We start from the raw sequence: 21,834 nt of genomic DNA on the forward strand, positions 1-21,834 counted from the left end.
ATGCGTTTCCCTCTTGTCGCGTTTTGCCCGTTGGTACTATTACTCGCTTGTGGCGATGAATCAAATACTATTGATTCAAGTGGCCTCTCAACTTCAGATACAAAAGAGGTTGAATCTATTTATGACTTGGGGGCTTGTACCAACAAGCGCAAAGGCGAAGTCGTATTCGTAACCGATGACGATAAGGAATACATTTGTTACTCGAACAAGTGGATTCCTTCTGATGAGATTGACAAATCGGATGAAATTTCATCGTCAAGCGAAGATGCAATCGTTGACGACGAAAAATCTTCTAGTAGCAAAAAAGAGGAATCCTCGTCTAGTGAGAACAGTATCTCTGAAAACGAAAAGTCCTCTTCGAGCGAAACCTTGTTAGAGGAATCATCTTCAAGTGGAATAGAGTCTTCCTCTAGCAAAGAGGAACCTGATGAATCTTTGAGCAGCTCGTCTATACAAGAGGAAGAATCGTCTTCTAGTGCAGAGAGTTTGTCGGAATTGACGGATTCTACATTCACGGATTCGCGCGATGGTCAGACATACCGAATTCTCAAGTTGGGAAAGCAAGTCTGGTTTGGCGAAAATTTGAATTATTCCGGTGAAGATGCGGTTGGCTATTGCCATGAGAACGATCCTGAAAAATGTGAAATATACGGCAAGCTATATCGTTGGAACGATGCGATGAAAGCGTGCCCCGAAGGTTGGCATTTGCCGGGTCTTTTGGAATGGATTGACTTGATTAATTATGTCGGCGGACAAGAAATGGCTGGTGTCAAGTTAAAGTCAAAGGCTTACTGGTATATTCAAGAAGAGTTTGCTCAGTATGCAGGTACCGATGATTACGGATTCTCAATTCTTCCGGGAAGCTTTATGTCTGAACAAGGTTCTTTCGGTTCCACGGCCAGGCTTGCAGCCCATTTATGGACTTCGACGGAAGAAACCGATACGAGATCGAATGATGTGTTCCTGATGCATAGTATGGGAAAAGTGGTGCTGGAAGGATCTCCGAGGGATGTCGGAATGTCTGTTCGTTGCCTGAAGGACTCTGACTAGAATCCATTACGTGGATTTTTGATTGACGACTTCAAAATTTAATTCCGGTCAGTATTCCTAAATAGGGTTTTATTTGATATATTTAGGATATGCTGAAAAATGTTTTTTTTAAAATTTCCTTTGCCTGCGCAGTGACCGCTTTCTTTGCGGCCTGCTCGACTCCGACCGTTTCTAGTGACGACGATGATGGCGTTTATAGAAGAGTCAAGTCGTCTTCTAGTGGAGAAGCGACGTCTTCGTCTAGCGAACAGAAACAGTCTGTCTATGATGCCGTGGTAAAGTCCGGCGTGTACACGACCAAGGATTCCGTGGCCGCATACTTGTGCAAGTTCGACAAGTTGCCCAGCAATTATATCGGCAAGGACGAAGCGATTGCCCTTGTTGAAGAAGAAACGGGTAGAGAATTTACGAAGTGGAATTTTAATCCGTGGACCGCCTTTGACTTTATGGTGGGTGGCGATGTCTATGAAAATAGCGATGGCCTTTTGCCTAAAGGATCTTACCACGAAGCCGATGTGGATTATTATGACAGTAGCCGCGGAACCAAGCGCCTTGTCTATGCGTCGGATTGCGTGATTTACTATACCGCAGACCATTACAAGTCTTTCAAAAAGCTGGACGTTCGGTAATTGTATGCGCTCTTTTGTTCCGACAGATATTTATGTCGAAAAAGACTGCGTGAAAAATCACGCGAATCAAATGCTTGCCGTCGGGACTCGCGCGCTCATTATGACGGGCCGCCATTCTGCTGCAGCGAATGGCTCCTTGAGCGACATCGAAAGTGTCTTGAATTCCGGCAATATCCCGTTCCAGGTGTTCAACGAAGTCGAAGAGAATCCGTCGACGGATACGGTGCGCAAGGCCGCTCAGATTGCGCAAGGCTTCAAGGCTGATTTTGTCATTGGTATTGGGGGAGGCTCCGCTATCGATGCCGCCAAGGCGGTGGCGTTGCTCTTGTTGAATCCTTCAGTCGATGCAGACGACCTTCATCAAGTTCCAAGTCACCCTCTGGACCATGCGCCTGTTGTAGCGGTTCCGACAACGTGCGGGATGGGTTCCGAGGCTACGCCTGTTTCTATCATCACGAATCACAAGATTCAGCTCAAGAAGAGTATCCCGCATGTAATTTTCCCGGTACTCGCGCTTGTTGACGGAAAGTACCTTGCTTCTGCAAAGAAACAGTTGATTGTGAATACCGCTGTCGATGCGCTCGCTCACATGGTCGAAAGTATTCTTAACGTCAAGTCGAATGCGTTCAACCGCATGTTTCCGGAATACGGCCTCAAGCTTTGGGGCGAATGCAAAAGCGCTTTGCTATCCGATGCCGCCGTCGATGCGAGCCTCTACGAAAAACTCATGCTCACCTCGACTATTGCGGGCATGTCCATTGCTCATACAAGTACTTCGGTACCGCACGGCATGAGCTACGATCTTACGCTCCATGCGGGCGTTCCTCACGGGCCTGCGGTCGGTTACTTTCTTGCGGCCTACACCGAAGTCTGCGCGAAATTCGTGCCCGAAGATGTTCAGAAGGTTTTTTCTCTTCTAGGTCTTAAGAGTGTTGATGAATTTACGGCGATGCTTCGCAAGCTTATCGGAACTTGTACCGTCTCGCGTGCCATGCGCGACCAGTTTGCCGCGGCCATGAAAACAAACCGCTCTAAGCTGGATCTCGTTCCGGGTGTAATTACGGCAGCCGATGTCAATTTCATATACGAAAAGTCCCTGGTCGTTGAATCATGCTAAATCATTTGCGTAAATGCTTTTTTGTATGTGCGCTTTGGGGTGCGGCTCTTTGCTTTGCTGCCGATGACGTTAAACCGTACATGGGTGCAGAAGACCTTCCGAATGCGTTGAATTTTTACCCCGCTCCGCCGGATACGGGCTCGGCCGCCTTTGCCTACGACGTGGCGCAATATAAATGGGGTAAGTCCATGCGGGCTGATTCTGCCCGGGCAGCCCTTGCCATTGCCCAGGGAACTGTGGATATTGCCGAAATGATGGCCTTGTTCAGCGAAGCCTTTGGCATGGAAATTTCGGAGAAGAAAACGCCGGCGATCTTTTATGTGGTCAAGCGTGGCGTGCTGACCATGCGCCTTGCGGGTCGCGGTCCGAAAAATCATTATATGAGGCCGCGTCCCTATATGTATTTTAACGAGCCGACCCTGATGCCCAAATATGAGGAGGAGCATCGGTCCAATGGTTCTTACCCCTCGGGCCATACGATTCGCGCGTGGGCGATGGCCTTGTTGCTCGCTGAAATCAACCCCGCCGCACAGGATGCTCTCTTGAAATACGGCTATGAATGGGGCCAAAGCCGCGTGATTGCGGGCTACCACTGGCAAAGCGACATCGAAGCCTCCAAAGCGATTATTGCTGGCTGCTTTGCCCGCCTGCATGCCGACGAATCGTTCCTTGCGGACATGAAAAAAGCGAGAGCCGAATTCAAACGGCTCTCAACAGCAAAGAAAAAATCAAAGTAGTTTCTATTTCTCTAAAAAGTCAAGCGCTTCGCCGGCGAGTTCCACGCAGCGATTGCATGGAATGACCTTGTTCGGGCGAATTTCACTGCACTTGGTGAAATTCTGGGCGCCTCGCTTGAAAAAGTCCTCAATGGCGTCGGCATGGTCCGGCTGCATCATCTTTGCCGCATAGAGCGCGCCACATGCGCCATTCGGGGCCTTGCCGCCACCGAAATTACGGAACATCTCGGCAGATGCTACTGCCTCCGCCTCGGACTTGCCCGTTGCACGAGCATAACCGTATGCCACCGACATTGCGCAATTGCCGCGATGCTCTGCGTGAAAGTTCTTCGAAATTTCTGCAATCGACATAAGATGTTCCTTTGTTAAAGACTTCTAAAACGCAATATACAAATCTTAAAACAAAAGTGTGCAATCAGAAGGTTGCAAAAAAAGAAAAAAGACAAGGGAGGGCGTAGCCCTTTGCAAAAAAAAAGACCCTGCAAAAATTTGCAGGGTTATAAAATCCAAAATTTGATTTGAATTACTTGTCGGTGAGCACTGCAACACCGGGGAGGACTTTACCCTCGAGCAATTCGAGAGATGCACCACCACCCGTAGAGGTGTGGGTCACCTTCTTGTCGGCGCCGTACTTCTTGGCAGCCGTAGCGGTATCGCCACCACCGATCACGGTGATTGCGCCGGCAGCGGTAGCTTCGACGATTGCGTCGGCCATAGCCTTGGTAGCCTTTTCGAAGGCTTCGAATTCGAACACGCCTGCAGGACCGTTCCAGACGATGGTCTTTGCAGACTTGATAGCGTTCACGAAGAGCTTGGTGGATTCAGCGCCCACATCGAGACCCATCCAGCCTGCCGGAATGCCTTCGGCGTCAGAGACAGCCTTCGTGGCAGCGTCGGCAGCGAACTTGTCGGCAGCGATGTAGTCGACCGGGAGGATGATTTCCTTGCCGGCAGCCTTGGCCTTGGCCATCAGATCCGGAACGAGCTTGGCGCCTTCTTCGTCAAACAAAGAAGAACCGATTTCGATGTTGTTCAGAACCTTCTTGAAGGTGAAAGCCATGCCACCGCCGATGATGATCTTGTCGGCCTTGTCGAGGAGGTTGTTGATGAGCTGGATCTTATCAGCGACCTTTGCACCGCCGAGGATGGCGAGGAACGGACGCGGAGGATTGTTGAGCACCTGGTCGAATGCCTTGAGTTCCTTGTTCATGAGGAAACCGGCAGCGCGCTGCGGAAGTTCAACACCAGTCATGGAGGAGTGGTCGCGGTGAGCGGTACCGAAAGCGTCGTTCACATAAACGTCAGCGAGCTTGGTGAGGCTTGCGCGGAATGCCTTCACGGCTTCCTTGTCGGCCTTTTCCTTGGTTTCGGTGCCATCGGCGTTCTTGATCTTGCGCTTGCCTTCTTCTTCGATGTGGAAGCGGAGGTTTTCGAGGAGGATGATTTCACCTGGCTTGATAGCGGCGCAGGCGGCTTCGACTTCAGGACCCACGCAGTCGGAGAGGAACTTCACCGGCTTCTTGATGAGTTCTTCGAGCTTCTTGGCAACCGGAGCGAGCGTGTACTTCATGTTCTTTTCGCCATTCGGACGGCCGAGGTGGGAAGCGAGCACGACGGCTGCACCCTTGTCGAGAGCGTACTGGATGGTCGGGAGAGCGGCTTCGATACGCTTGGTGTTGGTGATTTCGCCAGTCACCTTGTCCTGCGGAACGTTGAAGTCAACACGGATGAACACGCGCTTGCCGGCGAGTTCGAGATCTTCGATAGAAAGCTTTGCCATTGTAGCAATCCTCTGTTAGGGTTAAAATTTTACGGGCTAAAATATAGTAAAAAAGAAACCCCTTTGAATTGGTGCCGCTTTGTTGCATAGACCGTGTAAATATTGCTAAACATTAGACTGGAGAGAACATTATGTGCACGGCTGTATATTACAAAACAATTATTTTCAGTACCATTATACGCATTTTTTTATATATTTCCATCAAAAATTAGACATTTTGGAGTACAAATGAAACGTTCACTTTTGATGGTCCTTTGCCTGTCTGTCGTATCCGCTTTCGCAAGCATTTACGATATCGATGAATTTACCGCCAAGGATGCTGGTGTACCCGATGACTACATCGTAGCCGAATTCGGTGGCGAACTCAAGGTCGCTCCGGCTGACGAGGTCTCCTCTTTGCAGAGTGGCCGCTTGGTTGTGCGTCAGAAATTTGAAGACCCGTTTGGTGAATCTGAAACCTCTTACCAGCTCTACCAGGGTGGTAAAGGCGACCTTTCTTCCATGACTCCGATGACCGCCGAAGGCGTTGACTACTCCAAGCTCGTTAACGCTAAGCTCTATACTCGCCGCGGTGCCGCTGCCGATAAGGATGTCGAAAAGGTTTACTTCGACGGTAAGGCTGTCTATGCTCCCGGCCTTTCGACCGCAGTGGTGTATATCGATGGCAAGGCTGTTGAATTGAAGGGCGAAGCTCCTGCTGCCGCTGAAGAAGAAGAGGAAGAATCTGTTGCAGCCGCTCCTGCCGTTCCGAGCAGCCAGGCTGAAGAATGTGACGAATACGATCCGGATTGCGAAGACGACGATGATGAAGACTACAGCAAATACAAGACTTCCGCTCCGGTTGAAGACGATCGTGACTACGCTGCAAGCGCTGCTGCAAGTGACGTGGGTGACCGTTTCGGTATTGCTGACGAAGTCCGTTTCTGGACGGCCGTCGGCCTCTCTGCCTTGGCAGTCACTGCCGCCGTGGTTGGAATCATGCAGCACAGCAAGGCTAACGAAGCCAAGGATGCCTACGACAACTTGAGCGGCTTGAACAGCCAGATCCTGAGCGCTTGCCACGATCCGGGCGAAGCAAACCCGGCCAAGTGCGAAGAAATCATGGCGTCGCAGGTAAGGCAAGAAGCCTGGACCCTGCGCGATCTCCAGAGAAGAATGGAAGAAGACAAGAAGACACAGGATTCTTATACGTCTGCCCGTAACATCTGGTTCGGCGTTTCTGCAGCCGCAATCGCAGGTGCTGTCGTACTCTTCGTATGGTAGTCGAAACCGGAAAAATCACGATTCGTGATTTGGAATTCAACTGCATTATTGGAACGCTCCCTTACGAGCGCGAAAATATGCAGCCGGTTGTTCTGAATATTTCGGTGTGGCTTGATTTTACTCTTGCCGCCCGAAATGAAGATCTTGCCCATTCTATCGATTATGTGCAACTAGCTGACGACGTGCAGGATTTTGTCTGCAGGTCGTCTTTCCAGCTAGAAGAAACCTTGGTGCTTGAAACGGCCAAGTATATCTTGAACCACTACCCGAAGACGCTTGCCGCAGAAGTCTCTGTCCGTAAGCCGTTGGCAATCCCGCAAAGCGCAGGAGCCGAATCGAGTATCAAGGTGATTCGCTAGCTTCTGAAGGCGCGGTAGCGCAGGGCTTCAGAAAGGTCTATAATTTCAACGGAATCGGATTTTCGAAGGTCGGCGATTGTTCTGCCGACCTTTAATAGTCTGTAAAAGCCGCGGGCGCTGAGCCCCATTCTGTCGGCGGCGTTGATGGCGAACTGTTCGGTTTCTGCCGAAAGCTTGCAGCTCTTCTTGGCAAAGTCCGAAGTCATCTCGGCGTTCGTCTTGAACGGTGTCCCCTCGAATCGCTTGCGCTGGATTTCCCGGGCGCTACAGATTCGCTTGCGAATCTCGGCCGAAGACTCGGCGGTGCTCTTGCGGCCGAATTGCGAGGCTTCGACGGGCGGGACGCTCACTTGGATATCGATGCGGTCGAGGAGCGGACCGGATATTTTTTCTTGGTAACGCTTGCGAGCCTCCGGCAGGCAAGTGCAGGCGCGTTTCGGGTCCATGGCGTACCCGCAGGGACAGGGATTCATGGCCGCTCCCATCATGAATCTTGCGGGCCAAGTGACGGTCCCGCTAGCGCGGCTGATCGAGATTTTGCCCTCTTCCATGGGCTCGCGTAAAGCTTCCAGAACGCTGCGGTTGAATTCCGGCAGTTCGTCGAGGAACAGCACTCCGTTATGGGCAAGGCTCGCCTCACCCGGCTTTAGCCGGGTGCCACCCCCCACCAGCGACACCATGGAAGCGCTGTGGTGGGGGGTACGGAACGGGCGGACCATCACGGGCTTGAATTCCTCGGAGTCGCCCGCAGATCTTGCACACGAATGGATTCGGGTCGTTTCCAGAATTTCAAGTTCCGTCATTTCGGGCAGAATGCCTGGCAGGCATTTTGCACACAAGGTCTTGCCCGCTCCGGGCGAGCCAACCATAAGGAAGTTGTGGGCGCCAGCGGCAGCGACTTCGAGCGCCCGCTTCACGCCTTCCATGCCGACCACATTCTTGAAGTCGGGAATATCCCGGTCGGCATGCGTTAAATACATTTGTTCTTTCAATCCGGATGCACGCTGTGCATAATTGTGGGCTTCGGCTTCTATTTTTTCAATGCATTCCATGAGTGTGTCGGCGCAGACATAGCGGATTCCTTCTACAAGCGAGGCTTCTTGCTCGTTGCCTTTCGGGATTACCAGAATGTCTTTAGACTTTTCGGACAAACTCATTGCAATGGAAAGAACGCCCCGGACAGGCTTCAACAGGCCATCGAGTGAAAGTTCTCCGACAAAAACGAGGTGTTCCAAGTCGGGAACTTCGATCTCTCCGGCTGCAGTCAAAAGCCCAAAAGCAAGGGGCAAGTCCAGGGCGCTCCCTTCTTTCCGCAAATCCGCGGGCGACAAGTTTACCGTCGTGCGGAAACCCGTCACCACTTTGCCGGCGGAACGAATTGCAGAAACGACTCGTTCCCTGGACTCTCTTACGGCGTTGTCAGGCAAACCTACCAAGGTGAATCCGGGCAGCCCCTGCGAAGAATCGACTTCGACATTTACAGGGACAGCCTTTATTCCAAGCAAGCAGTAAGAGCGAATTCTGCGGAACATGTTGGCTCCTATACGATGGCGGCCTGGTACTTTTCAAGGATGCAATTTTCGATGTGCTCGCGGAGCTGGCGCGTCACCGGATTGCAAATAGAGCGGAACGATTCGCCCTTGAAGAACGGGTCGATGGGGTAGCCCACGAAAAGCCCATTTTCGCCATCCATCACGCGGAGGCCGCGAATCATGAACTGGTCATTCAGCACGATCGACGCGATTCCCTTGGTGTGTCCCATGGAAGGGCCTTCCTGGAAAGGGTAGACTTGTACATTGGTCACGGCGAGGCAGTCGAATGCGGAACTTGCCTCGGTTTCTTTTTCGGGCATTTTGTTTTTGGTAGCCATAGAGGTCTCCTGTTTTGTTAGAGTTGTTGCTTTGTAAGCAAGCCCCTAAATGCAATTAGCATGCCAATTTTTTGAAATGGCTAAATCGGCAAAAAATCGCCATTTCTCTAAAAGTACCTATGGCGATTCAAGTGATTAATCACTGATTAATCAGTGATTAATCACTTTACTACCTTTTAATCATGCTCTTGAAACCGAATATGAATTGGGTGGCAAACCAGGGGAAAGCTCTCCCGACGGTGCTTGCCGAAGTCGAAATGACGCCGGATTATTTCACGGTGAATTTTACTGTCGAAGAACCTTCGGACTGCTTCCGCGCCGAGGTCAAAGAAGATAACGGCTCCAGCTGGGAAGATTCCTGCGTCGAAATCTTCTTGCAGAATCCGGCGAATCCTGCCGAATACTTTAACTTCGAAACGACTTGCCGCGGCTACTTGCTGGCGGCCCATGGGCCCGATCGCAATTCGCGCACCAAGCTGACGCAACCCGAAATCGATTCGGTTATTCGCACCAAGCAACTTGCTAGCGTCGCGGGCAATCTTGTATGCTGGGGAATGACGGTCCAGATTCCGCCTTCACTCTTTGGTATGCGGACCTTTGAAGGGGTGACTCTTCGCGGAAATCTTTACAAGTGTGCCGATAAATCCAAGACGCCCCATTACTTGAGCGCCTTCCCGGTAGAAACAGAAAAGCCGGATTTTCACCGGCCTGAATTTTTCCACGAATTTTAGTTCGACGAATTTTAATTTGGCTATTTCATCTTGATTTTCATTTCGAAGACTTGGCGGCCGGTGTCGTCTTCAATCTTCATGTAGGTCGCGCCCATCTTGTCGGCGCGGAAAACGGTGACTTCCTGGCCTTCGCGGGTTTCTCCCATGAAATGCAGCTCGAGCATCGCCGGAATGCAAAGTTCCAAGTCGGCGGCGCTGAATACGTTCAGGGCGAGCTTCACGTATTCGATGTTGTTCATGTGGTGCGACATGTCGATGTGCTGCGGCAACACTTTCTGGCGGTAGACTTCTTCGTATTCTTCGTTCTGTACGGGGAACTTCGAAAACTTGTTGTCCATAAAGTGCTCCGGAGCGCCTTCTGCCGGGAAGTCTACGGCTTCGAGCTTCATGGGGCGATGGCGTTCCAAGTCGAGGCAGCAGGCTTCTTGCACGGCAAAAATAATCGGTTCGCCTTCGGCCGTCGTGATGGATGTGTTCACGTAGGTGCGGATCGGAGCGTTGTCCGTGGGGAACGATGTCGTGATGACTTTGTCGCGCCAGAACGGACGCTTGAAAAACTTGAATTTCGCTTTGTAGATTGCCCAGTAGCCGCCCTTTTCGTTCACGCAGAAATTGTCCATCTTGAGTGCGCCGAAATTTTCGGTGAGGTTGTCCTGAACCATGAGTACGGTTTGCGCAATGCCCATCTTGCCCGAGACGTCGATGTAGGCCGAAGTGATGGTGCGCTGTTTCTGGAAAACGAGCGGATTTTTAGCAAGCGAATAAATGTCAATCATACTTTGAATATAAATAAAAAAGGGCGGTAGTGGAACCGCCCTGAAATATTTTCCATTTTTTATTCGGCCTAGATTTTCTTGAGCACCAGCAAGTGGCCGGGAGCCTTGGCGGGGTCAAGTTTCACGTAGTTCTTGTTGCCACGCCAGACAAAGCTTTCGTCGGTAATCAAGTCCTTCAAGAAGTAGAAGGCGTCCTGATTCAGGCCGAGCTTGCCCATGTCGAGTTCCACCATGCCTTCCTGGACGTTATCCATGTCCATGTTGCATACGCATAAAATAACGTCTTCGCCAGCCTTCTTGGAGTAAACCATCAGCTGGTCGTTGCTGCAGTAATGGAAATCGAGGTTGTCGTATTCCTGCAGGGCGATGTGTTCCTGACGGGCGGTATTCACGCGGCGCACGAAATCCTGAATGCCCGGGCCAGTCCAGTTGTGGACCTTGTACTGGTACTTTTCGCTGTCCTGCAATTCTTCCTTGATAGGGCTCGGAATGTTTTCGCAGAGCTCGTAGCCGTTGTACATGCCCGTAAGGCTAGAAAGCGTACCGGCCAAGAAGTAACGCTGCTTGAAGGCGTTCGGGCCCTTGTAGGCGAGGTACTTCGGGAAAATGTCCGGAGTCGTCGGGAAGAAGATGCCGCGCATGTATTCCTTGGCATCGGACTGCGTCAGTTCCTTGAGGTACTGTTCGAATTCCCACTTGGCAGAGCGCCAGGCGAAATAAGTGTAGCTCATATCGAAACCGGACTTGGCCAAGCGATGCATCATCTTCGGACGGGTGAATGCTTCGGCGAGAAACACGAGTTCCGGACGCTTTTCCTTGACGTCTGCAATCAGCCATTCCCAGAACGGGAAGGGCTTGGTGTGCGGGTTGTCGATACGGAAAATTTCGATGCCCTTGTCGGCCCAGAACAGGATAATGTTTTCGATTTCCTGCCACAGGGCCTTGTAGTTCTTGTTGTAGTAGTCGAAGGGGTAAATGTCTTCGTACTTCTTGGGCGGGTTTTCGGCGAACTTGATGCTGCCATCCGGTTCGTGGTAGAACCATTCCGGGTGGCTCTTCACGTACGGGTGGTCGGGGCTGCAGTTCAGCGCGATATCGAGAGCGAGGCGGAGACCCTTCTTGCGGGCAGCCTTGGCGAAGTGTTCGAAATCCTTCATGGAACCAAGTTCGGGATCCACGTCATAGTGGCCGCCGTTCTTGTTACCTACGGCATACGGACAACCCGGTTCCAAGGGCTTCCCCTTCTTGTCGACCTTGGCATGCAAGGCGTTGTTTGCTCCCTTGCGGTTCGTGACACCGATCGGGTGAATCGGTACCAGGTAAACGGTATCGAAGCCGAGGCCGGCAATGTAGTCGAGCTGGTTTTCGCAATCCTTCCAGGTGGCGCTCTTCTTCGGGTCGGTGCCCTGGCTCTTCGGCCACATTTCGTACCAGGTACCAATGCGGGCGTAAGAGGGATCCACGCGGAGCTTCATTACGGGGCTTTCGGTCGGTTCGTCCTTGGGCTCGATGGTCCAGGCGCAAATCTTGTATTCGTAGTAGCCGATATTGTTGACCGTGAAGGAACCTTCCCACTGGTCGTTATCGACAAAGTGCATGGGAGCCTTTTCCCATTTCTTCTTGGAATCGTGGCGGTAGAAAATCGCCGCATCATACTTTTCGTGGCTGTGGCGGAAAATGTCCGCGGTAAGCGTAACGGTGTCGCCCGGTTCGCGCTTGAGCATAAAACGCCCACCTTCGATTTGGGGGCGAATGTTTTCAATAACGAGATTGTCTTTGCGAGTAGGAATTGTAGCCATAGTAACGAAAATTTAGCAAAAAAGGCTCGCCGTGGCGAGCCCTTAAAATGCGTTTTAGTTTTAGTTGATTCTTAATACCTTGACTTCTTTAATCCAGAAGGTTCGTTCGGAACCGCCGAGGTTCAGTTCAAAGCGGGCGAACGGATCGCTGACTTCGGGCGTGAACGTGATTCCGACCGATTGACCCGTGGTCTGCACTTGCACGTGTTCCTGGAATCCGATGGTTTCGTAGGTGTTGTACGAACCGATACGGGCCGTAATCTGACCTTCCACATCGGACCAGATGGTGAATATGCACTGGTACTGGACGCCGGCAATCAGGGCGACGTTTTCTTGAATCAGCTGCACGCTGTAGGAATGCTTGCCGCCATCCGTAACGTTCACCTGCATAATGCGTTCTTTGGACCCCTTTTCGAGCAGCACCGTCGTGTCGGAATGTCCGCCAAACTGGTTCATCAAAATCCAGTCGGTGGTAAAGGGCGAAGAGAAGTTTCCGTTGATAATCGTGTTTTCGCCCTTCTTGGCTGCAATACCCTTCCATATGTCAGCGACATATTCGAAATGTGCATCGCCAGCAACTGTGGTGTAGTCATAACGCAACGGCTGGAAACTTGTCACAAAGCGCTTGTTCATTGCGTTCCACAATTCTGAATTGTACTTGGAATCAATATGAATTACGCTGTCTTCGCCGACTTCGGCGCCCGAGAAATCAATCCCGTCTGTAAACTGCTTGACTCGGAATACTACAGACAAATTGGCCTTGCCGTTTGCGGTATCAATCTGCGAGTAGTGGTAGCGCAACATGAGCGTCTGGAAGTTCGAAAGACTGTAGACGAAGGGATGGTACTTCTTGTCGATGAGAATGCGACCGAATATGGCCATGGTTTCGTCGGGCTTGAATCCGACGCCCATTTCCTTGAGGTAGCCTTCTTCGTTCAAGTCGATGTCCTTGAAGGGATCTTCGATCAAGGAACCCTTGGTAAACGAAATCTCCAGCGACTCGTTGGGGGAATCTTCGTAAGGCCAGAGCTGGAGTCCGACAACGGGGTCGACAATCAAAGTCGTATAATAGTAACTAGAGAAGGAACGAACTTCAGTAAGAATCAGGGAGAAGGAATCCAACAGAATCGGTTCATCCTTTTCTGCTTCCTTGGCAAGGGCCTTGAGATTCACTTCGGAATAGTCAATAGAGAAATCGGCAACCAGCGGAAGGGCAGGTTGTTTCTTGACAGCGGTGTCCTTAGGCGTAGTATCCTTGACCGATGTGTCCTTTACAGAGGTGTCCTTTGCCGTGGTATCTCTTGCGGTTGTATCGCTGTCCGCAATGCTCGGGTTGCCAATTTCGATACCAGCAATGGACTTGTCGTTGGAACAAGCAACCAAAGACAAAAACGCGGTGGCGTATACGGCAATCGTGGCTATGGACAAAAAGAATTTCATCACACTCCTCGGGTCAAGGGGAAGAGCTGAATGTTGACTTGCACAACATCTTCTGCTTCTCCGGCTTTTGCAGAGAAATCTAGTAGTTCTTTTCGCATTAGTTGTAAATGTTTTTTCAAATTGGGAAAATCTGAGCGCTTAATCCCAAAAGTAAGCGCAGAAACGTCCCTTTCGTTGCCCGGAAGGTCTGCAAGCATGGTTGCAGACAGCTTGAGCATCTGGAAATGGTACATCTTGACCATCATATCCTGGACTTCGTCATCGGTCGTAATCAGGGGGTCGCGTTGGCGATAGCCGTTGGCGGTCTTGACCAGGAGGCCCAGTTCCAAGAGCAATTGGAGTGATTCGGTCACCTGTGCGGGAGTCACGAGCCCGCGCAGTTTTTTAGAAATCAAGTCGGGAATGGGGCGGAAATCCTTGAGCCCTACCATCTCAAGAATCACAGAATGGTGCCATTCCTGGAAAATACGGAACTGCGCCTTGTCCATCTTGTGCAGCTTTGAACGGGGGCTTGCCTTGATGAGCTGGGCGTAGTAGATTTGCTTGTCGGCGTCGGTTTGTGCCTGGTTAAAGAATACGAGGCTTTCGAAGTATGCGGCGCGCTGGTTTTCAAGCCCCAAGCCATGAATGAGCTTGGTGACCGTGTTTTTGGTGATGTTGCGCTTGCCGTCGATTGCGAGTTTTAAATGGGCATGGCTAGAAAGCCCTGCCTTCTCGGCAAAGAACCGCAAGCTGAACGCGGTCGAGGTTTTCTTTTTATACTCGTAATAATCACGGAGAAATACCCTGTAGTTCGTGTACTGCAGGATATCCGGTTCTACGAGTTTCTGCTTTTCTCCATTTTCCATACTCAAAAAAATAGAAGAATTAACCCCTGAAAACCATATCTAATTTAATATTCCCGTTTACCCGAGTAACCAATGTAACCATTAATATACGTCTCGTGCCAGGAGCGAAAACCGTCTGTGGTCCACAAATTTGCCGTTTATGAGCTCGTAATCGCGGTTTATGCCTTCTTCCATGAACCCGCATCGTGCGGCAACGGCGGCGCTTTTCCCGTTGTATACAGAGACTAAAAGTTCCAGCCGGTTGAGCTTGAGGGTTGCAAAGGCGAAGGCCGAAAGTAGCTTTACGGCCTCTGTCATAAGGCCCTGGCCTGTATATTCCTTGTAAAGCCAGTAGCTCAGGGTCGCAGAACGATTCGAAAGCTTGACGTCCATCATGATGGCGCCTGCCATCGGGGACGAATCTCCTGCCGAAATTTCTTCGCCCGAGTTCTTGAAAATCAGCCAGCAACCGCCTTGTCCAAAGCGTTCATTCAGGATCCAGGAACGGATGCGTTTCTTGATGTCGAAAATATCGGTGTCGCGAACCCAGGGGAGGTGTTCCGAAAGGTGCTCGCGGGATTTTTCGATGGCCTGCATGATCGATTCTGCAGAAGTAGGACCTTCGGAATTTTCTCGCAGGCCCTTGAGCGTCACTACGTTATTGGCAAGCGTAGCCGTTTCAAAAGTCGCCGTGAAAAAATCTTCGAAGTTATCCATGATGGGGTAAGATAGTAAAAGATGGGGATATAAAAAACCGCCGAATTGCTTCGACGGTTTTTCAGTGCGGATGAAAGGACTTGAACCTTCATGCCCTTGCAGGCACTAGAACCTGAATCTAGCGTGTCTACCAGTTCCACCACATCCGCGTGGGGTAAGCCAAATTTTGAAAATTTTGCCCTATTTGTCAAGGGTTATTTAGAAAAAATCTCTAAAATCCAGTCTTTGCGGTTCTTTTCCCAATAGCTCCAGTCGTGCTCGCCCTGCGGGTCGAACTTGAGGTCGCACCCCGTGCCCACGTTTTTACAGAATTCCTGAATCCAGGGGACGGTCTTGTCGGCGGGGTAGAGTCGGTCGGAGCCGCCTTGAATGAATCGCCAGCGCCCGTTCTTGAGCGGAGCCTGTGCGGCGACTTGTGCTGCCGGTCCGAGCGCTTCGCCATAGGAACTCATGAGAATGCGGTTCTTGATTTTGCGTTTTCCCCACATGGAATAGGCGAGGACGCCGAGCGAACCGTCCGAAATTCCGACGAGCGAGATTTCGGTAATCTCTTTCTTCTGGCGCTTGACGAGACTGTCGAGGGCGTCGTCTAGAGCTTCTATGGTGGTGGGTTCGACCCAATGGTTTTGTTTGCAGGCAGACGCGCTGACAATGGTGTAGTCCGGCAACATTTTAGAAAGTGCTCCGCCCGCTACGAGGCCCTTCTGGCAGTTGCCGCTCGTCATGCCGCCGTGGAACCAGACGATGGTTCCGGCCGATGCTTTTTTGTTGATGTGTCGCCATACGCCTACGGGCATGTCGCTTGTAGGGCTTGTCACCGGGAGCATGATAGATCCCTTGATCGGTGGCATTTTACGGTGTATGGTAAGGGTGTCGGACGGTGCCTGCGCAAAGGCTAACGCAGTCGCAACAAGTGATAATATGACGAGACGTCTCATACCAACGAAGTTCTACTTTCTCTTTTTCACAATCCAGAGAATGAATAACGCGAGCGAGGCAACCGCCAAGGCGAATACAATCGTGCAGCCGATGAATCCGTAATAGACCTGGTAGTCCATGACGAGCGCTTCGAAGTCAATTTCGCCGTCGGTCGAAGACATGCTGTGTACGATGAATGTCTTGTCGTTGATTCTGGAGGCTGAAATTTCAAGCGGAATATCACCTGCGTCGCGGCTGGCAAAGCTGTACCATTCGGCCATGTTGTTCAGCATGTCTTCCGAGGCGTACAGAATGAAGTTAGCCTGGTCGTCGCCGTTAATCTGGAAAATGGTCTTGTCGAAAAAAGGAATGTTGCTCCCGCCAAAAATGCTCGGGATGGCGGCGTGCGAAACGGTACCGTAGAACAGGTGCTCTTCTTGCATCAGGCCTTTGAGGGCTGGCATCAGGTAAGACAGGAGCCAACCTGCCAAAAACATCAGCAGCAAGGAAAAATTCAAAAGAGCCGGTTTTCTAGAAGTATAAAATCGCATGTGTTCCTTATTGCTTGGATCTAAAAATAAAGAAGAAGGTAGAAAGCATCAGCACGAGAGTCAAGAAATAGAATGCCATGGGGATCTTGGACTTGAGCGACATTTCTTCCATGCTCTGGCTTTGGAAAAACTGGATCAGGTCCTCGCTGTACATGACAGCGAGTTCGCTGTTGAATCGGCTCCAGGCAAGCGTCTGTTCTTCGTTGTCCTGGAGCAGGGCGAATACGGCTTCCTTGGTTGAATCGGGAATGGCGTTCACGATGCTGTCGCCAAGGCCCGCGATTCCGACCAGGTAGCCGGCCCGCGCAGAATCGAGCGTGCCGCGTAACGGAATTTGAATGCTTACGGGGAGGCCAGCCACCTGCTGGTTGACCGCCTGCAGTCTCTCGAGCCACCCATGGCGGCTTGCCGCGTAGCGGCGCATGCTCGAAACCTTGGCCAAGACTTCGCGCTCGAATCGTTCGACTGTCGCATGCGGGGGAGCCTTGACTCCGACCCGGCTGATTTCGTCCATTTCGCGCGAGAACGAAACCGCAATTTCGCGCAGCGTCATGGTCTGCGCCTGAACAAAAACGGTGTCAATGCCAAAACCGATTCGTACGCGTTCCATTCCACGCATGGCGTAAGATTCCTGCAGCTGGTAGTCTGAAAGAGTCTTGATGTAGCGCGAATACATGATGATTTGCGGCTTTTGCGAAAAATAGAACAGGACCGTAAGCCCTATGGCAACAGCCAAAACCACCCAAGCCCAAGGGGAGCGGATTCTTGCGTTAAAGGTATCGGCAATCGATTTATTCTTTAACTCTAGCACAATTAGAAATTACCTTTTTTCTACTTTAATTGGTATGCGTACGATTCGTTTTATACCCTTTTTCGGCCTTGTTGCGCCCATTTTGATGCTCGTTTCGGGTTGTACGGTGGAACGTGCCGAAGAAAAAGTGCTCGCCGAACATGCAAATGGGGCGAAGAAGACCTCTATCTGGGTTTACCCTGATGGCGAGATCCTGAAAAGGAACGAATGGTACACCGACGGAATCAAGGAACTGGAAATCCCGTACAAAGATGGCGTGCCGCATGGCGACTTCAAGCGTTGGACAGGCTTTGGCGATGTGGCTCTGCTCGGACATTACAAGAAAGGCCTTAAAGACGGCAAGTGGACCGCCCTTTTTAGCGACAAGAAAGTCGAAGCTTACCTCTACTACGAAAACGATCACCCCGTGGGTGACTGGGAAGGTTGGCATTATAACCGCGAGCGTTCTTTCGAAGAACATTACGACGACGAAGGTCGCGCTATAGGAATCTGGAAAAAATGGTATGATAACAGTGCCCTGCAGCAAGAGGGCAATTGCCACGCCAAGTGGGATCCCAAGCGAGAGATTGTTTCTGCCTCGGGCGATTCAGCCTACCTGAAGCGTTTTTCGAAAGACTGTCATCTGCTCGAAGTGTTCACTTGCAAGAATGGAGAACTGGACGGACCGTTTGCGCTTTATTATGAAAGCTATGGCGAGACGGTCGATACCGCAAATTGCGGTACCGGACGCGTCCGGGTGCAGGGCGTGCTCGGCAAAGGGACAACGGGCAAAGACAGCGCCCTTATCGGGACGGTGACGTACTTTAGGGCCGATGGCACGCGCATGAAACAGGAACACTGGAATGCCGAGGGCAAGCGCGATTCCGTATGGCGCTGGTTCGATGAACGCGGAGACCTGGTGCGTGAAGTGGACTTGAGCCAGAACGGCGTGATCTATGGCGCCTGCGAAGGCGATATGGCCAAGTTCTGCGCCGAAACTTCGTACGTGGGCGGGGTCAACGGGATTCTTGACAGCAGCAATCTTGCCCAGAGCGTGGGCTTTGTACAAAGTATCGGGAAGTTCCCTGCCACGGTTCGTTACGTAAAGCCGGGTCGATTGCTATTGTATGAGGAACTTTGGCAAGACGGTCAAATTGTAGAAAGCCGAAGCTTTTTCCCCGACAGCATGGGTGGAAAACTCGCCAGCGAAACGTTCTGGAAAGATGGCAAACGTAACGGAATTATGCGCAACTGGTACCGGAGCGGCGTGCTCCGCGACAGCCTGACTTTTGTAAATGGTGAACGCGTGGGCGAACAGTTCAGTTATGACAGTACCGGTAAGCTCACCATCCACAAGACCGAGGCCGGCAAGAACCGCCCCGTAATCATGCATTTGCTCGGGGAATAGGGACCTAAACAAAAAAGACCCCATGTAGACCGCTCGGCTCATAATCATCTTGGAACTTATGATTTCGCCTCGCTCTCGCCAACACGACTCGTTAATACGAGTCGTTTATGGCTCACAAATAAAAAGAAGACCCCTCAGTGAGGGGTCTAAGAGCGGCGGACCGGGATCGAACCGGCAACCATTAGCTTGGAAGGCTAAGGCTCTACCATTGAGCTACCGCCGCGAGCAAGTCCAATTATACAAAAATCCGCCTATTTTCAAAGGGGTTGGTTAAAAAGTTCTTGCAATTTTTATTAAAAAAACTATATTTACCGCCACAATAACAATTTTACCTAGAGGTAGCTTAACTTGGCGTTACAAAACCCCCGCGACCGTCGCATGCCGAACAGACAGAGTGATGGAACCCGCATTAACGAAGACATTCGCATTTCCCCGATCCGTCTTGTAAAGGAAGATGGCGAGGCCGTCATCATGGATACCAAACAGGCTCTCCAGATGGCCAAGGACGCCGGACTGGACCTGGTGGAAGTGTCTCCCAATGCTAAGCCGCCTGTATGCCGTATCATCAACTACGGCAAGTTCAAGTTTGAACAGATCAAGAAGGCCAAGGCCGCAAAGGCCAAGCAGCACGTGGTGAAGCTTAAAGAAATCAAGATGCACCCGAAGACTGCCGAGAACGACTACCTGTACAGGATCAAGCAGGCCGCCGAGTTCTTGCAGGATGGCATGAAGGTCAAGCTTATTATGCAGTTCCGTGGGCGCGAAATGGCGCACATGGACTACGGCAAACGCCTGATGGAGCGCGCTAAAGAAGACTTGCTCCAGTACGGCGACTTGGAAATGGATTCGCGAGTCGAAGGCAACACAATGCTCTCGATTTACGGTCCGAAACGCGGTGCAGGTGCTGCCAAAAAGCAGCCCCAGGCACCAAAGCCCGTAACCGAGCCCATGGCAGCAGGTGAGGCTTCAACTTAATAACCTAAAGAGGTAAAAATGCCTAAGATGAAAACACACAGCGGTGCTAAGAAGCGCTTCCGCCTGACTGGCTCCGGCCACGTCAAGTTCAAGCGTGCTGGCATGCGCCACATTCTTGCCAAGATGTCCACGAAGCGTAAGCGTAACCTGCGTAAGGGCGCTCTCGTTAAGAAAGTTGATGTTTACCATGTCAAGCGTCTGCTTGTCGTTGCATAAGGAGTGTAAGAATGCCACGCGCTAAAACCAGAGTTCCTTCCCGCGAACGCCGCAAAAACATCCTCAAGGCCGCCAAGGGTTTCTATGGCCGTCGCAAGTCGAACCTTCGCCTTGCTATTGACGCCGTAGCCCACGCCGGTCAGTATGCCTACGCTCACCGCCGTGACAAGAAGGGTGACTTCCGCTCTCTGTGGATCACTCGCTTGAACGCAGCTGTCCGCGAATATGGCATCAGCTACAGCCAGTTCATTTACAAGCTTTCCAAGGCCAACATCCAGATGAACCGCAAGGTTCTCGCCGATATGGCTGTTGCCGATCCGGCAGCATTTGCCAAGGTCGTGGAAACTGTGAAGGCTGCCTAATAGCTTCATCTTCACGCGAGAAATTCGCCTCGTTCTTTTTGAACGAGGCGTTTTCTTTTGTATGAAATGGAATGAGCAGTCAAAGGGACTGCGGCTGCGCCAGTCTCCGAGCGTTGCATGAGAGCGGGAAAAGGGATTGACAGCTGCGTCAGTCTCCGCTGCGCGGCTGACTTGCTGCCCTGACGGGCCTCCCGCCCTTTAGGGCGTGAGTTCCTAAACAACTCGCAAGCACTTCGTGCGCCTCGTTGTTTAGTCGGCCCCTCTTCTCGTCTCCGAGTCCCGTTCACGCGAATAAAAAAGAACGCCACCGTTAAGGTGGCGTTTCTTTTTTAGAGCGGGAAAAGGGACTCGGACCCTCGACCCCGACCTTGGCAAGGTCGTGCTCTACCAACTGAGCTATTCCCGCGGGGTAGCCCAATTATAGAATAATAAATTCGCTATGTCAAGGGCATATGCAGAGAAAAAATCAAAATTCCGTTCTTTTTTCCCCTTAATTCGAAAAATCCGGCCTTTACGCTCAAAAAACCGTGGGGTAGTGGTAGCGGTAGCCTCAGGAACAGGTCTTCCGAGATCAAGAAATCCTGCCCGAGCTTGGAGCAAAGGGTCTGGATTCGGGAGGTGGTGTTCAGGACGTCGCCGTGGTAGGCCATTTCGCTTCCGAAGTTTCCGACTTCGGTGGAGATGACTTTTCCGCAATGGGCGGCGGCCTTGAAGGCGGGGACAATCCCGTAGCGTTTTTTGAATTTATATGCGGTGCGTTCCAGGCATTCTGCAAAATCGTAAAAGCAGTCTAGCGGGCGGGCGGCGCGTTTGCAGTCGCTGGTTTTCCAGGTCAAGAAAACGCCATCGCCTGCAATCTGGTAGATTTCACCGTGGTTTTCTTCGCAGCAGTTCGAAAGCAGGCGGTAGTAGTCGCGAATAAAGTTGCTGTACTTTACGTGCCCGAGTTCTTCTGCAATCTCGGTAGAGTGCTTCATGTCGATGAACATGAAAATCAGGTCTTCTTCCTTGGGGTCCTGGTTCTTGCCGAGCAGGGTGTTCATAAAGACGCGGGTCCCGAATTTCTTGTGTACAGAACGGACAAAGGTAATCAGGTTCCCGAGCATGAACAGTTCAAAGATCAGGATATGCGTCTTGGGTTGCTTAAAGACGTTAAGCACATGCTGCAGGGCGGCTTCGTTGATAAGGCCTTCGCTCTTGTCGATGTCCCATATCAGAATGCAGAGTGTCAGGTTGGCGCAAATACTTGCGATAAAGAACCAAGAACGGATCAAGAGGGCGGCCACAACCGGCCTTTTGTCCATTTCGTCTTGCAGAATCATCACGTCGTAAATGGCGTGCGAAAGGCCCGTCAAAAGCGACAACTGCAGCATGAACAGCATGCGTGTTGAGTCGAACCCGTTCCCGGCGCCGTACGTCAAAAGGGCCGAGGCGCTCAAGGTAAATATCACCCAGCTCAGGATGTAGAAACCGATCGCCTTGCATTTACGTTGCGTGAGTCTGGTAATGGCCATAGCAC

24 protein-coding genes and 3 tRNA genes are annotated in these 21,834 nt (G+C 51.4%); 11 read left to right on the top strand and 16 right to left on the bottom strand.

Annotated elements, in window-relative coordinates:
* The 4 genes from B7989_RS03305 to B7989_RS03320 all read left to right on the top strand — a co-directional run bounded on the left by B7989_RS03305 (position 1) and on the right by B7989_RS03320 (position 3,533).
* Positions 1-1,050, top strand: coding sequence for a fibrobacter succinogenes major paralogous domain-containing protein (locus tag B7989_RS03305; protein WP_088627175.1), 1,050 nt, complete (start codon positions 1-3; stop codon positions 1,048-1,050).
* Between the two features lie 89 nt (positions 1,051-1,139).
* Complete coding sequence (locus B7989_RS03310) at positions 1,140-1,679, top strand: ribonuclease domain-containing protein (RefSeq protein WP_088627176.1); 540 nt, start codon at positions 1,140-1,142, stop codon at positions 1,677-1,679.
* A gap of 4 nt (positions 1,680-1,683) precedes the next feature.
* Positions 1,684-2,796, top strand: coding sequence for an iron-containing alcohol dehydrogenase family protein (locus B7989_RS03315; RefSeq protein WP_088627177.1), 1,113 nt, complete (start codon positions 1,684-1,686; stop codon positions 2,794-2,796).
* Positions 2,790-3,533, top strand: a complete 744-nt coding sequence (locus tag B7989_RS03320; protein ID WP_088627178.1) for a phosphatase PAP2 family protein — start codon at positions 2,790-2,792, stop codon at positions 3,531-3,533. Before B7989_RS03315 ends, B7989_RS03320 begins: the two co-directional genes overlap by 7 nt.
* Before the next feature lie 3 nt (positions 3,534-3,536).
* On the opposite strand, the gene B7989_RS03325 is transcribed toward B7989_RS03320, so the two are convergent.
* The gene (locus B7989_RS03325; protein WP_088627179.1) at positions 3,537-3,884 is read right to left on the bottom strand and encodes a hypothetical protein; all 348 of its coding nucleotides are present in this window, start codon (positions 3,882-3,884) and stop codon (positions 3,537-3,539) included.
* A 172-nt stretch (positions 3,885-4,056) separates the two neighbouring features.
* Complete coding sequence (pgk, locus tag B7989_RS03330; protein WP_072826912.1) at positions 4,057-5,313, bottom strand: phosphoglycerate kinase; 1,257 nt, start codon at positions 5,311-5,313, stop codon at positions 4,057-4,059.
* 228 nt (positions 5,314-5,541) lie between these two features.
* Between pgk and B7989_RS03335 the strand changes: the two genes are divergently transcribed.
* Together B7989_RS03335 and B7989_RS03340 are read left to right on the top strand one after the other, a co-directional pair.
* Positions 5,542-6,576 (top strand): hypothetical protein, encoded by a 1,035-nt coding sequence (locus B7989_RS03335; protein WP_144264952.1) that lies wholly within the window; start codon positions 5,542-5,544, stop codon positions 6,574-6,576.
* The gene (locus B7989_RS03340) at positions 6,570-6,935 is read left to right on the top strand and encodes a dihydroneopterin aldolase (RefSeq protein WP_073318508.1); all 366 of its coding nucleotides are present in this window, start codon (positions 6,570-6,572) and stop codon (positions 6,933-6,935) included. Before B7989_RS03335 ends, B7989_RS03340 begins: the two co-directional genes overlap by 7 nt.
* On the opposite strand, the gene B7989_RS03345 is transcribed toward B7989_RS03340, so the two are convergent.
* Both B7989_RS03345 and B7989_RS03350 read right to left on the bottom strand, forming a co-directional pair.
* Positions 6,932-8,467: a YifB family Mg chelatase-like AAA ATPase gene (locus B7989_RS03345; protein ID WP_088627181.1), complete on the bottom strand. Its 1,536-nt coding sequence runs from the start codon at positions 8,465-8,467 to the stop codon at positions 6,932-6,934. The genes B7989_RS03340 and B7989_RS03345 overlap by 4 nt on opposite strands.
* Before the next feature lie 8 nt (positions 8,468-8,475).
* Positions 8,476-8,805, bottom strand: coding sequence for a SpoVG family protein (locus B7989_RS03350; protein ID WP_233144225.1), 330 nt, complete (start codon positions 8,803-8,805; stop codon positions 8,476-8,478).
* 182 nt (positions 8,806-8,987) lie between these two features.
* Here B7989_RS03350 and B7989_RS03355 point away from each other — a divergent pair, with 182 nt between their 5' ends.
* A complete protein-coding gene (locus tag B7989_RS03355) occupies positions 8,988-9,536 on the top strand; it encodes a carbohydrate-binding family 9-like protein (RefSeq protein WP_088627182.1) in 549 nt (182 codons plus the stop codon).
* A gap of 20 nt (positions 9,537-9,556) precedes the next feature.
* On the opposite strand, the gene B7989_RS03360 is transcribed toward B7989_RS03355, so the two are convergent.
* The 9 genes from B7989_RS03360 to B7989_RS03400 form a co-directional block, all read right to left on the bottom strand.
* On the bottom strand, positions 9,557-10,312 hold the full coding sequence (locus tag B7989_RS03360; protein ID WP_088627183.1) for an acyl-[acyl-carrier-protein] thioesterase: 756 nt from the start codon (positions 10,310-10,312) through the stop codon (positions 9,557-9,559).
* Between the two features lie 68 nt (positions 10,313-10,380).
* Positions 10,381-12,111: a maltotransferase domain-containing protein gene (locus tag B7989_RS03365; RefSeq protein WP_088627184.1), complete on the bottom strand. Its 1,731-nt coding sequence runs from the start codon at positions 12,109-12,111 to the stop codon at positions 10,381-10,383.
* 60 nt (positions 12,112-12,171) lie between these two features.
* Complete coding sequence (locus tag B7989_RS03370; RefSeq protein WP_088627185.1) at positions 12,172-13,551, bottom strand: carbohydrate binding domain-containing protein; 1,380 nt, start codon at positions 13,549-13,551, stop codon at positions 12,172-12,174.
* The gene (locus B7989_RS03375; RefSeq protein WP_088627186.1) at positions 13,551-14,399 is read right to left on the bottom strand and encodes a TIGR02147 family protein; all 849 of its coding nucleotides are present in this window, start codon (positions 14,397-14,399) and stop codon (positions 13,551-13,553) included. The genes B7989_RS03370 and B7989_RS03375 overlap by 1 nt, the downstream gene beginning before the upstream one ends.
* Before the next feature lie 81 nt (positions 14,400-14,480).
* Complete coding sequence (locus B7989_RS03380; protein WP_088627187.1) at positions 14,481-15,095, bottom strand: GNAT family N-acetyltransferase; 615 nt, start codon at positions 15,093-15,095, stop codon at positions 14,481-14,483.
* Positions 15,096-15,160: 65 nt separating this feature from the next.
* Positions 15,161-15,244, bottom strand: a tRNA-Leu gene (locus tag B7989_RS03385).
* Between the two features lie 45 nt (positions 15,245-15,289).
* Positions 15,290-15,946, bottom strand: a complete 657-nt coding sequence (locus B7989_RS03390; RefSeq protein WP_158212858.1) for a hypothetical protein — start codon at positions 15,944-15,946, stop codon at positions 15,290-15,292.
* Between the two features lie 99 nt (positions 15,947-16,045).
* A complete protein-coding gene (locus B7989_RS03395) occupies positions 16,046-16,564 on the bottom strand; it encodes a hypothetical protein (RefSeq protein ID WP_088627189.1) in 519 nt (172 codons plus the stop codon).
* A gap of 7 nt (positions 16,565-16,571) precedes the next feature.
* Positions 16,572-17,375, bottom strand: a complete 804-nt coding sequence (locus tag B7989_RS03400) for a hypothetical protein (protein WP_144264954.1) — start codon at positions 17,373-17,375, stop codon at positions 16,572-16,574.
* A gap of 34 nt (positions 17,376-17,409) precedes the next feature.
* Here B7989_RS03400 and B7989_RS03405 point away from each other — a divergent pair, with 34 nt between their 5' ends.
* The gene (locus B7989_RS03405; RefSeq protein WP_233144226.1) at positions 17,410-18,762 is read left to right on the top strand and encodes a toxin-antitoxin system YwqK family antitoxin; all 1,353 of its coding nucleotides are present in this window, start codon (positions 17,410-17,412) and stop codon (positions 18,760-18,762) included.
* Positions 18,763-18,913: 151 nt separating this feature from the next.
* On the opposite strand, the gene B7989_RS03410 is transcribed toward B7989_RS03405, so the two are convergent.
* A tRNA-Gly gene (locus B7989_RS03410) sits at positions 18,914-18,985 on the bottom strand.
* 125 nt (positions 18,986-19,110) lie between these two features.
* Here B7989_RS03410 and infC point away from each other — a divergent pair.
* The 3 genes from infC to rplT are packed head-to-tail and all read left to right on the top strand — an operon-like array spanning position 19,111 to position 20,315.
* Entirely contained in the window at positions 19,111-19,737 is a 627-nt protein-coding gene (gene infC / locus B7989_RS03415) for a translation initiation factor IF-3 (RefSeq protein ID WP_233144227.1), read from the top strand.
* 18 nt (positions 19,738-19,755) lie between these two features.
* Positions 19,756-19,953: a 50S ribosomal protein L35 gene (rpmI, locus tag B7989_RS03420; protein ID WP_072800243.1), complete on the top strand. Its 198-nt coding sequence runs from the start codon at positions 19,756-19,758 to the stop codon at positions 19,951-19,953.
* An 11-nt stretch (positions 19,954-19,964) separates the two neighbouring features.
* A complete protein-coding gene (gene rplT, locus B7989_RS03425) occupies positions 19,965-20,315 on the top strand; it encodes a 50S ribosomal protein L20 (protein WP_088627192.1) in 351 nt (116 codons plus the stop codon).
* Between the two features lie 333 nt (positions 20,316-20,648).
* Here rplT and B7989_RS03430 read toward each other — a convergent pair.
* Together B7989_RS03430 and B7989_RS03435 are read right to left on the bottom strand one after the other, a co-directional pair.
* A tRNA-Gly gene (locus tag B7989_RS03430) sits at positions 20,649-20,721 on the bottom strand.
* 31 nt (positions 20,722-20,752) lie between these two features.
* Positions 20,753-21,829 (bottom strand): adenylate/guanylate cyclase domain-containing protein, encoded by a 1,077-nt coding sequence (locus B7989_RS03435; RefSeq protein WP_088627193.1) that lies wholly within the window; start codon positions 21,827-21,829, stop codon positions 20,753-20,755.
* Positions 21,830-21,834 lie beyond the last annotated feature (5 nt).

It is taken from the genome of Fibrobacter sp. UWB5 (assembly GCF_002210295.1).
GTDB lineage: Bacteria > Fibrobacterota > Fibrobacteria > Fibrobacterales > Fibrobacteraceae > Fibrobacter.

Excerpts from the sequence above, each read along its gene's own strand:
- B7989_RS03340 (WP_073318508.1), top strand. The coding sequence starts at position 6,570 with ATGGTAGTCGAAACCGGAAAAATCACGATTCGTGATTTGGAATTCAAC.
- rplT (WP_088627192.1), top strand. The coding sequence starts at position 19,965 with ATGCCACGCGCTAAAACCAGAGTTCCTTCCCGCGAACGCCGCAAAAAC.
- B7989_RS03325 (WP_088627179.1), bottom strand. The coding sequence starts at position 3,884 with ATGTCGATTGCAGAAATTTCGAAGAACTTTCACGCAGAGCATCGCGGC.
- B7989_RS03345 (WP_088627181.1), bottom strand. The coding sequence starts at position 8,467 with ATGTTCCGCAGAATTCGCTCTTACTGCTTGCTTGGAATAAAGGCTGTC.
- B7989_RS03315 (WP_088627177.1), top strand. The coding sequence starts at position 1,684 with ATGCGCTCTTTTGTTCCGACAGATATTTATGTCGAAAAAGACTGCGTG.
- B7989_RS03390 (WP_158212858.1), bottom strand. The coding sequence starts at position 15,946 with ATGCCACCGATCAAGGGATCTATCATGCTCCCGGTGACAAGCCCTACA.
- B7989_RS03335 (WP_144264952.1), top strand. The coding sequence starts at position 5,542 with ATGAAACGTTCACTTTTGATGGTCCTTTGCCTGTCTGTCGTATCCGCT.
- B7989_RS03435 (WP_088627193.1), bottom strand. The coding sequence starts at position 21,829 with ATGGCCATTACCAGACTCACGCAACGTAAATGCAAGGCGATCGGTTTC.
- B7989_RS03380 (WP_088627187.1), bottom strand. The coding sequence starts at position 15,095 with ATGGATAACTTCGAAGATTTTTTCACGGCGACTTTTGAAACGGCTACG.
- B7989_RS03395 (WP_088627189.1), bottom strand. The coding sequence starts at position 16,564 with ATGCGATTTTATACTTCTAGAAAACCGGCTCTTTTGAATTTTTCCTTG.
- rpmI (WP_072800243.1), top strand. The coding sequence starts at position 19,756 with ATGCCTAAGATGAAAACACACAGCGGTGCTAAGAAGCGCTTCCGCCTG.
- B7989_RS03405 (WP_233144226.1), top strand. The coding sequence starts at position 17,410 with ATGCGTACGATTCGTTTTATACCCTTTTTCGGCCTTGTTGCGCCCATT.
- B7989_RS03375 (WP_088627186.1), bottom strand. The coding sequence starts at position 14,399 with ATGGAAAATGGAGAAAAGCAGAAACTCGTAGAACCGGATATCCTGCAG.
- pgk (WP_072826912.1), bottom strand. The coding sequence starts at position 5,313 with ATGGCAAAGCTTTCTATCGAAGATCTCGAACTCGCCGGCAAGCGCGTG.
- B7989_RS03360 (WP_088627183.1), bottom strand. The coding sequence starts at position 10,312 with ATGATTGACATTTATTCGCTTGCTAAAAATCCGCTCGTTTTCCAGAAA.
- B7989_RS03320 (WP_088627178.1), top strand. The coding sequence starts at position 2,790 with ATGCTAAATCATTTGCGTAAATGCTTTTTTGTATGTGCGCTTTGGGGT.
- B7989_RS03355 (WP_088627182.1), top strand. The coding sequence starts at position 8,988 with ATGCTCTTGAAACCGAATATGAATTGGGTGGCAAACCAGGGGAAAGCT.
- B7989_RS03310 (WP_088627176.1), top strand. The coding sequence starts at position 1,140 with ATGCTGAAAAATGTTTTTTTTAAAATTTCCTTTGCCTGCGCAGTGACC.
- B7989_RS03305 (WP_088627175.1), top strand. The coding sequence starts at position 1 with ATGCGTTTCCCTCTTGTCGCGTTTTGCCCGTTGGTACTATTACTCGCT.
- B7989_RS03370 (WP_088627185.1), bottom strand. The coding sequence starts at position 13,551 with ATGAAATTCTTTTTGTCCATAGCCACGATTGCCGTATACGCCACCGCG.
- B7989_RS03365 (WP_088627184.1), bottom strand. The coding sequence starts at position 12,111 with ATGGCTACAATTCCTACTCGCAAAGACAATCTCGTTATTGAAAACATT.
- B7989_RS03350 (WP_233144225.1), bottom strand. The coding sequence starts at position 8,805 with ATGGCTACCAAAAACAAAATGCCCGAAAAAGAAACCGAGGCAAGTTCC.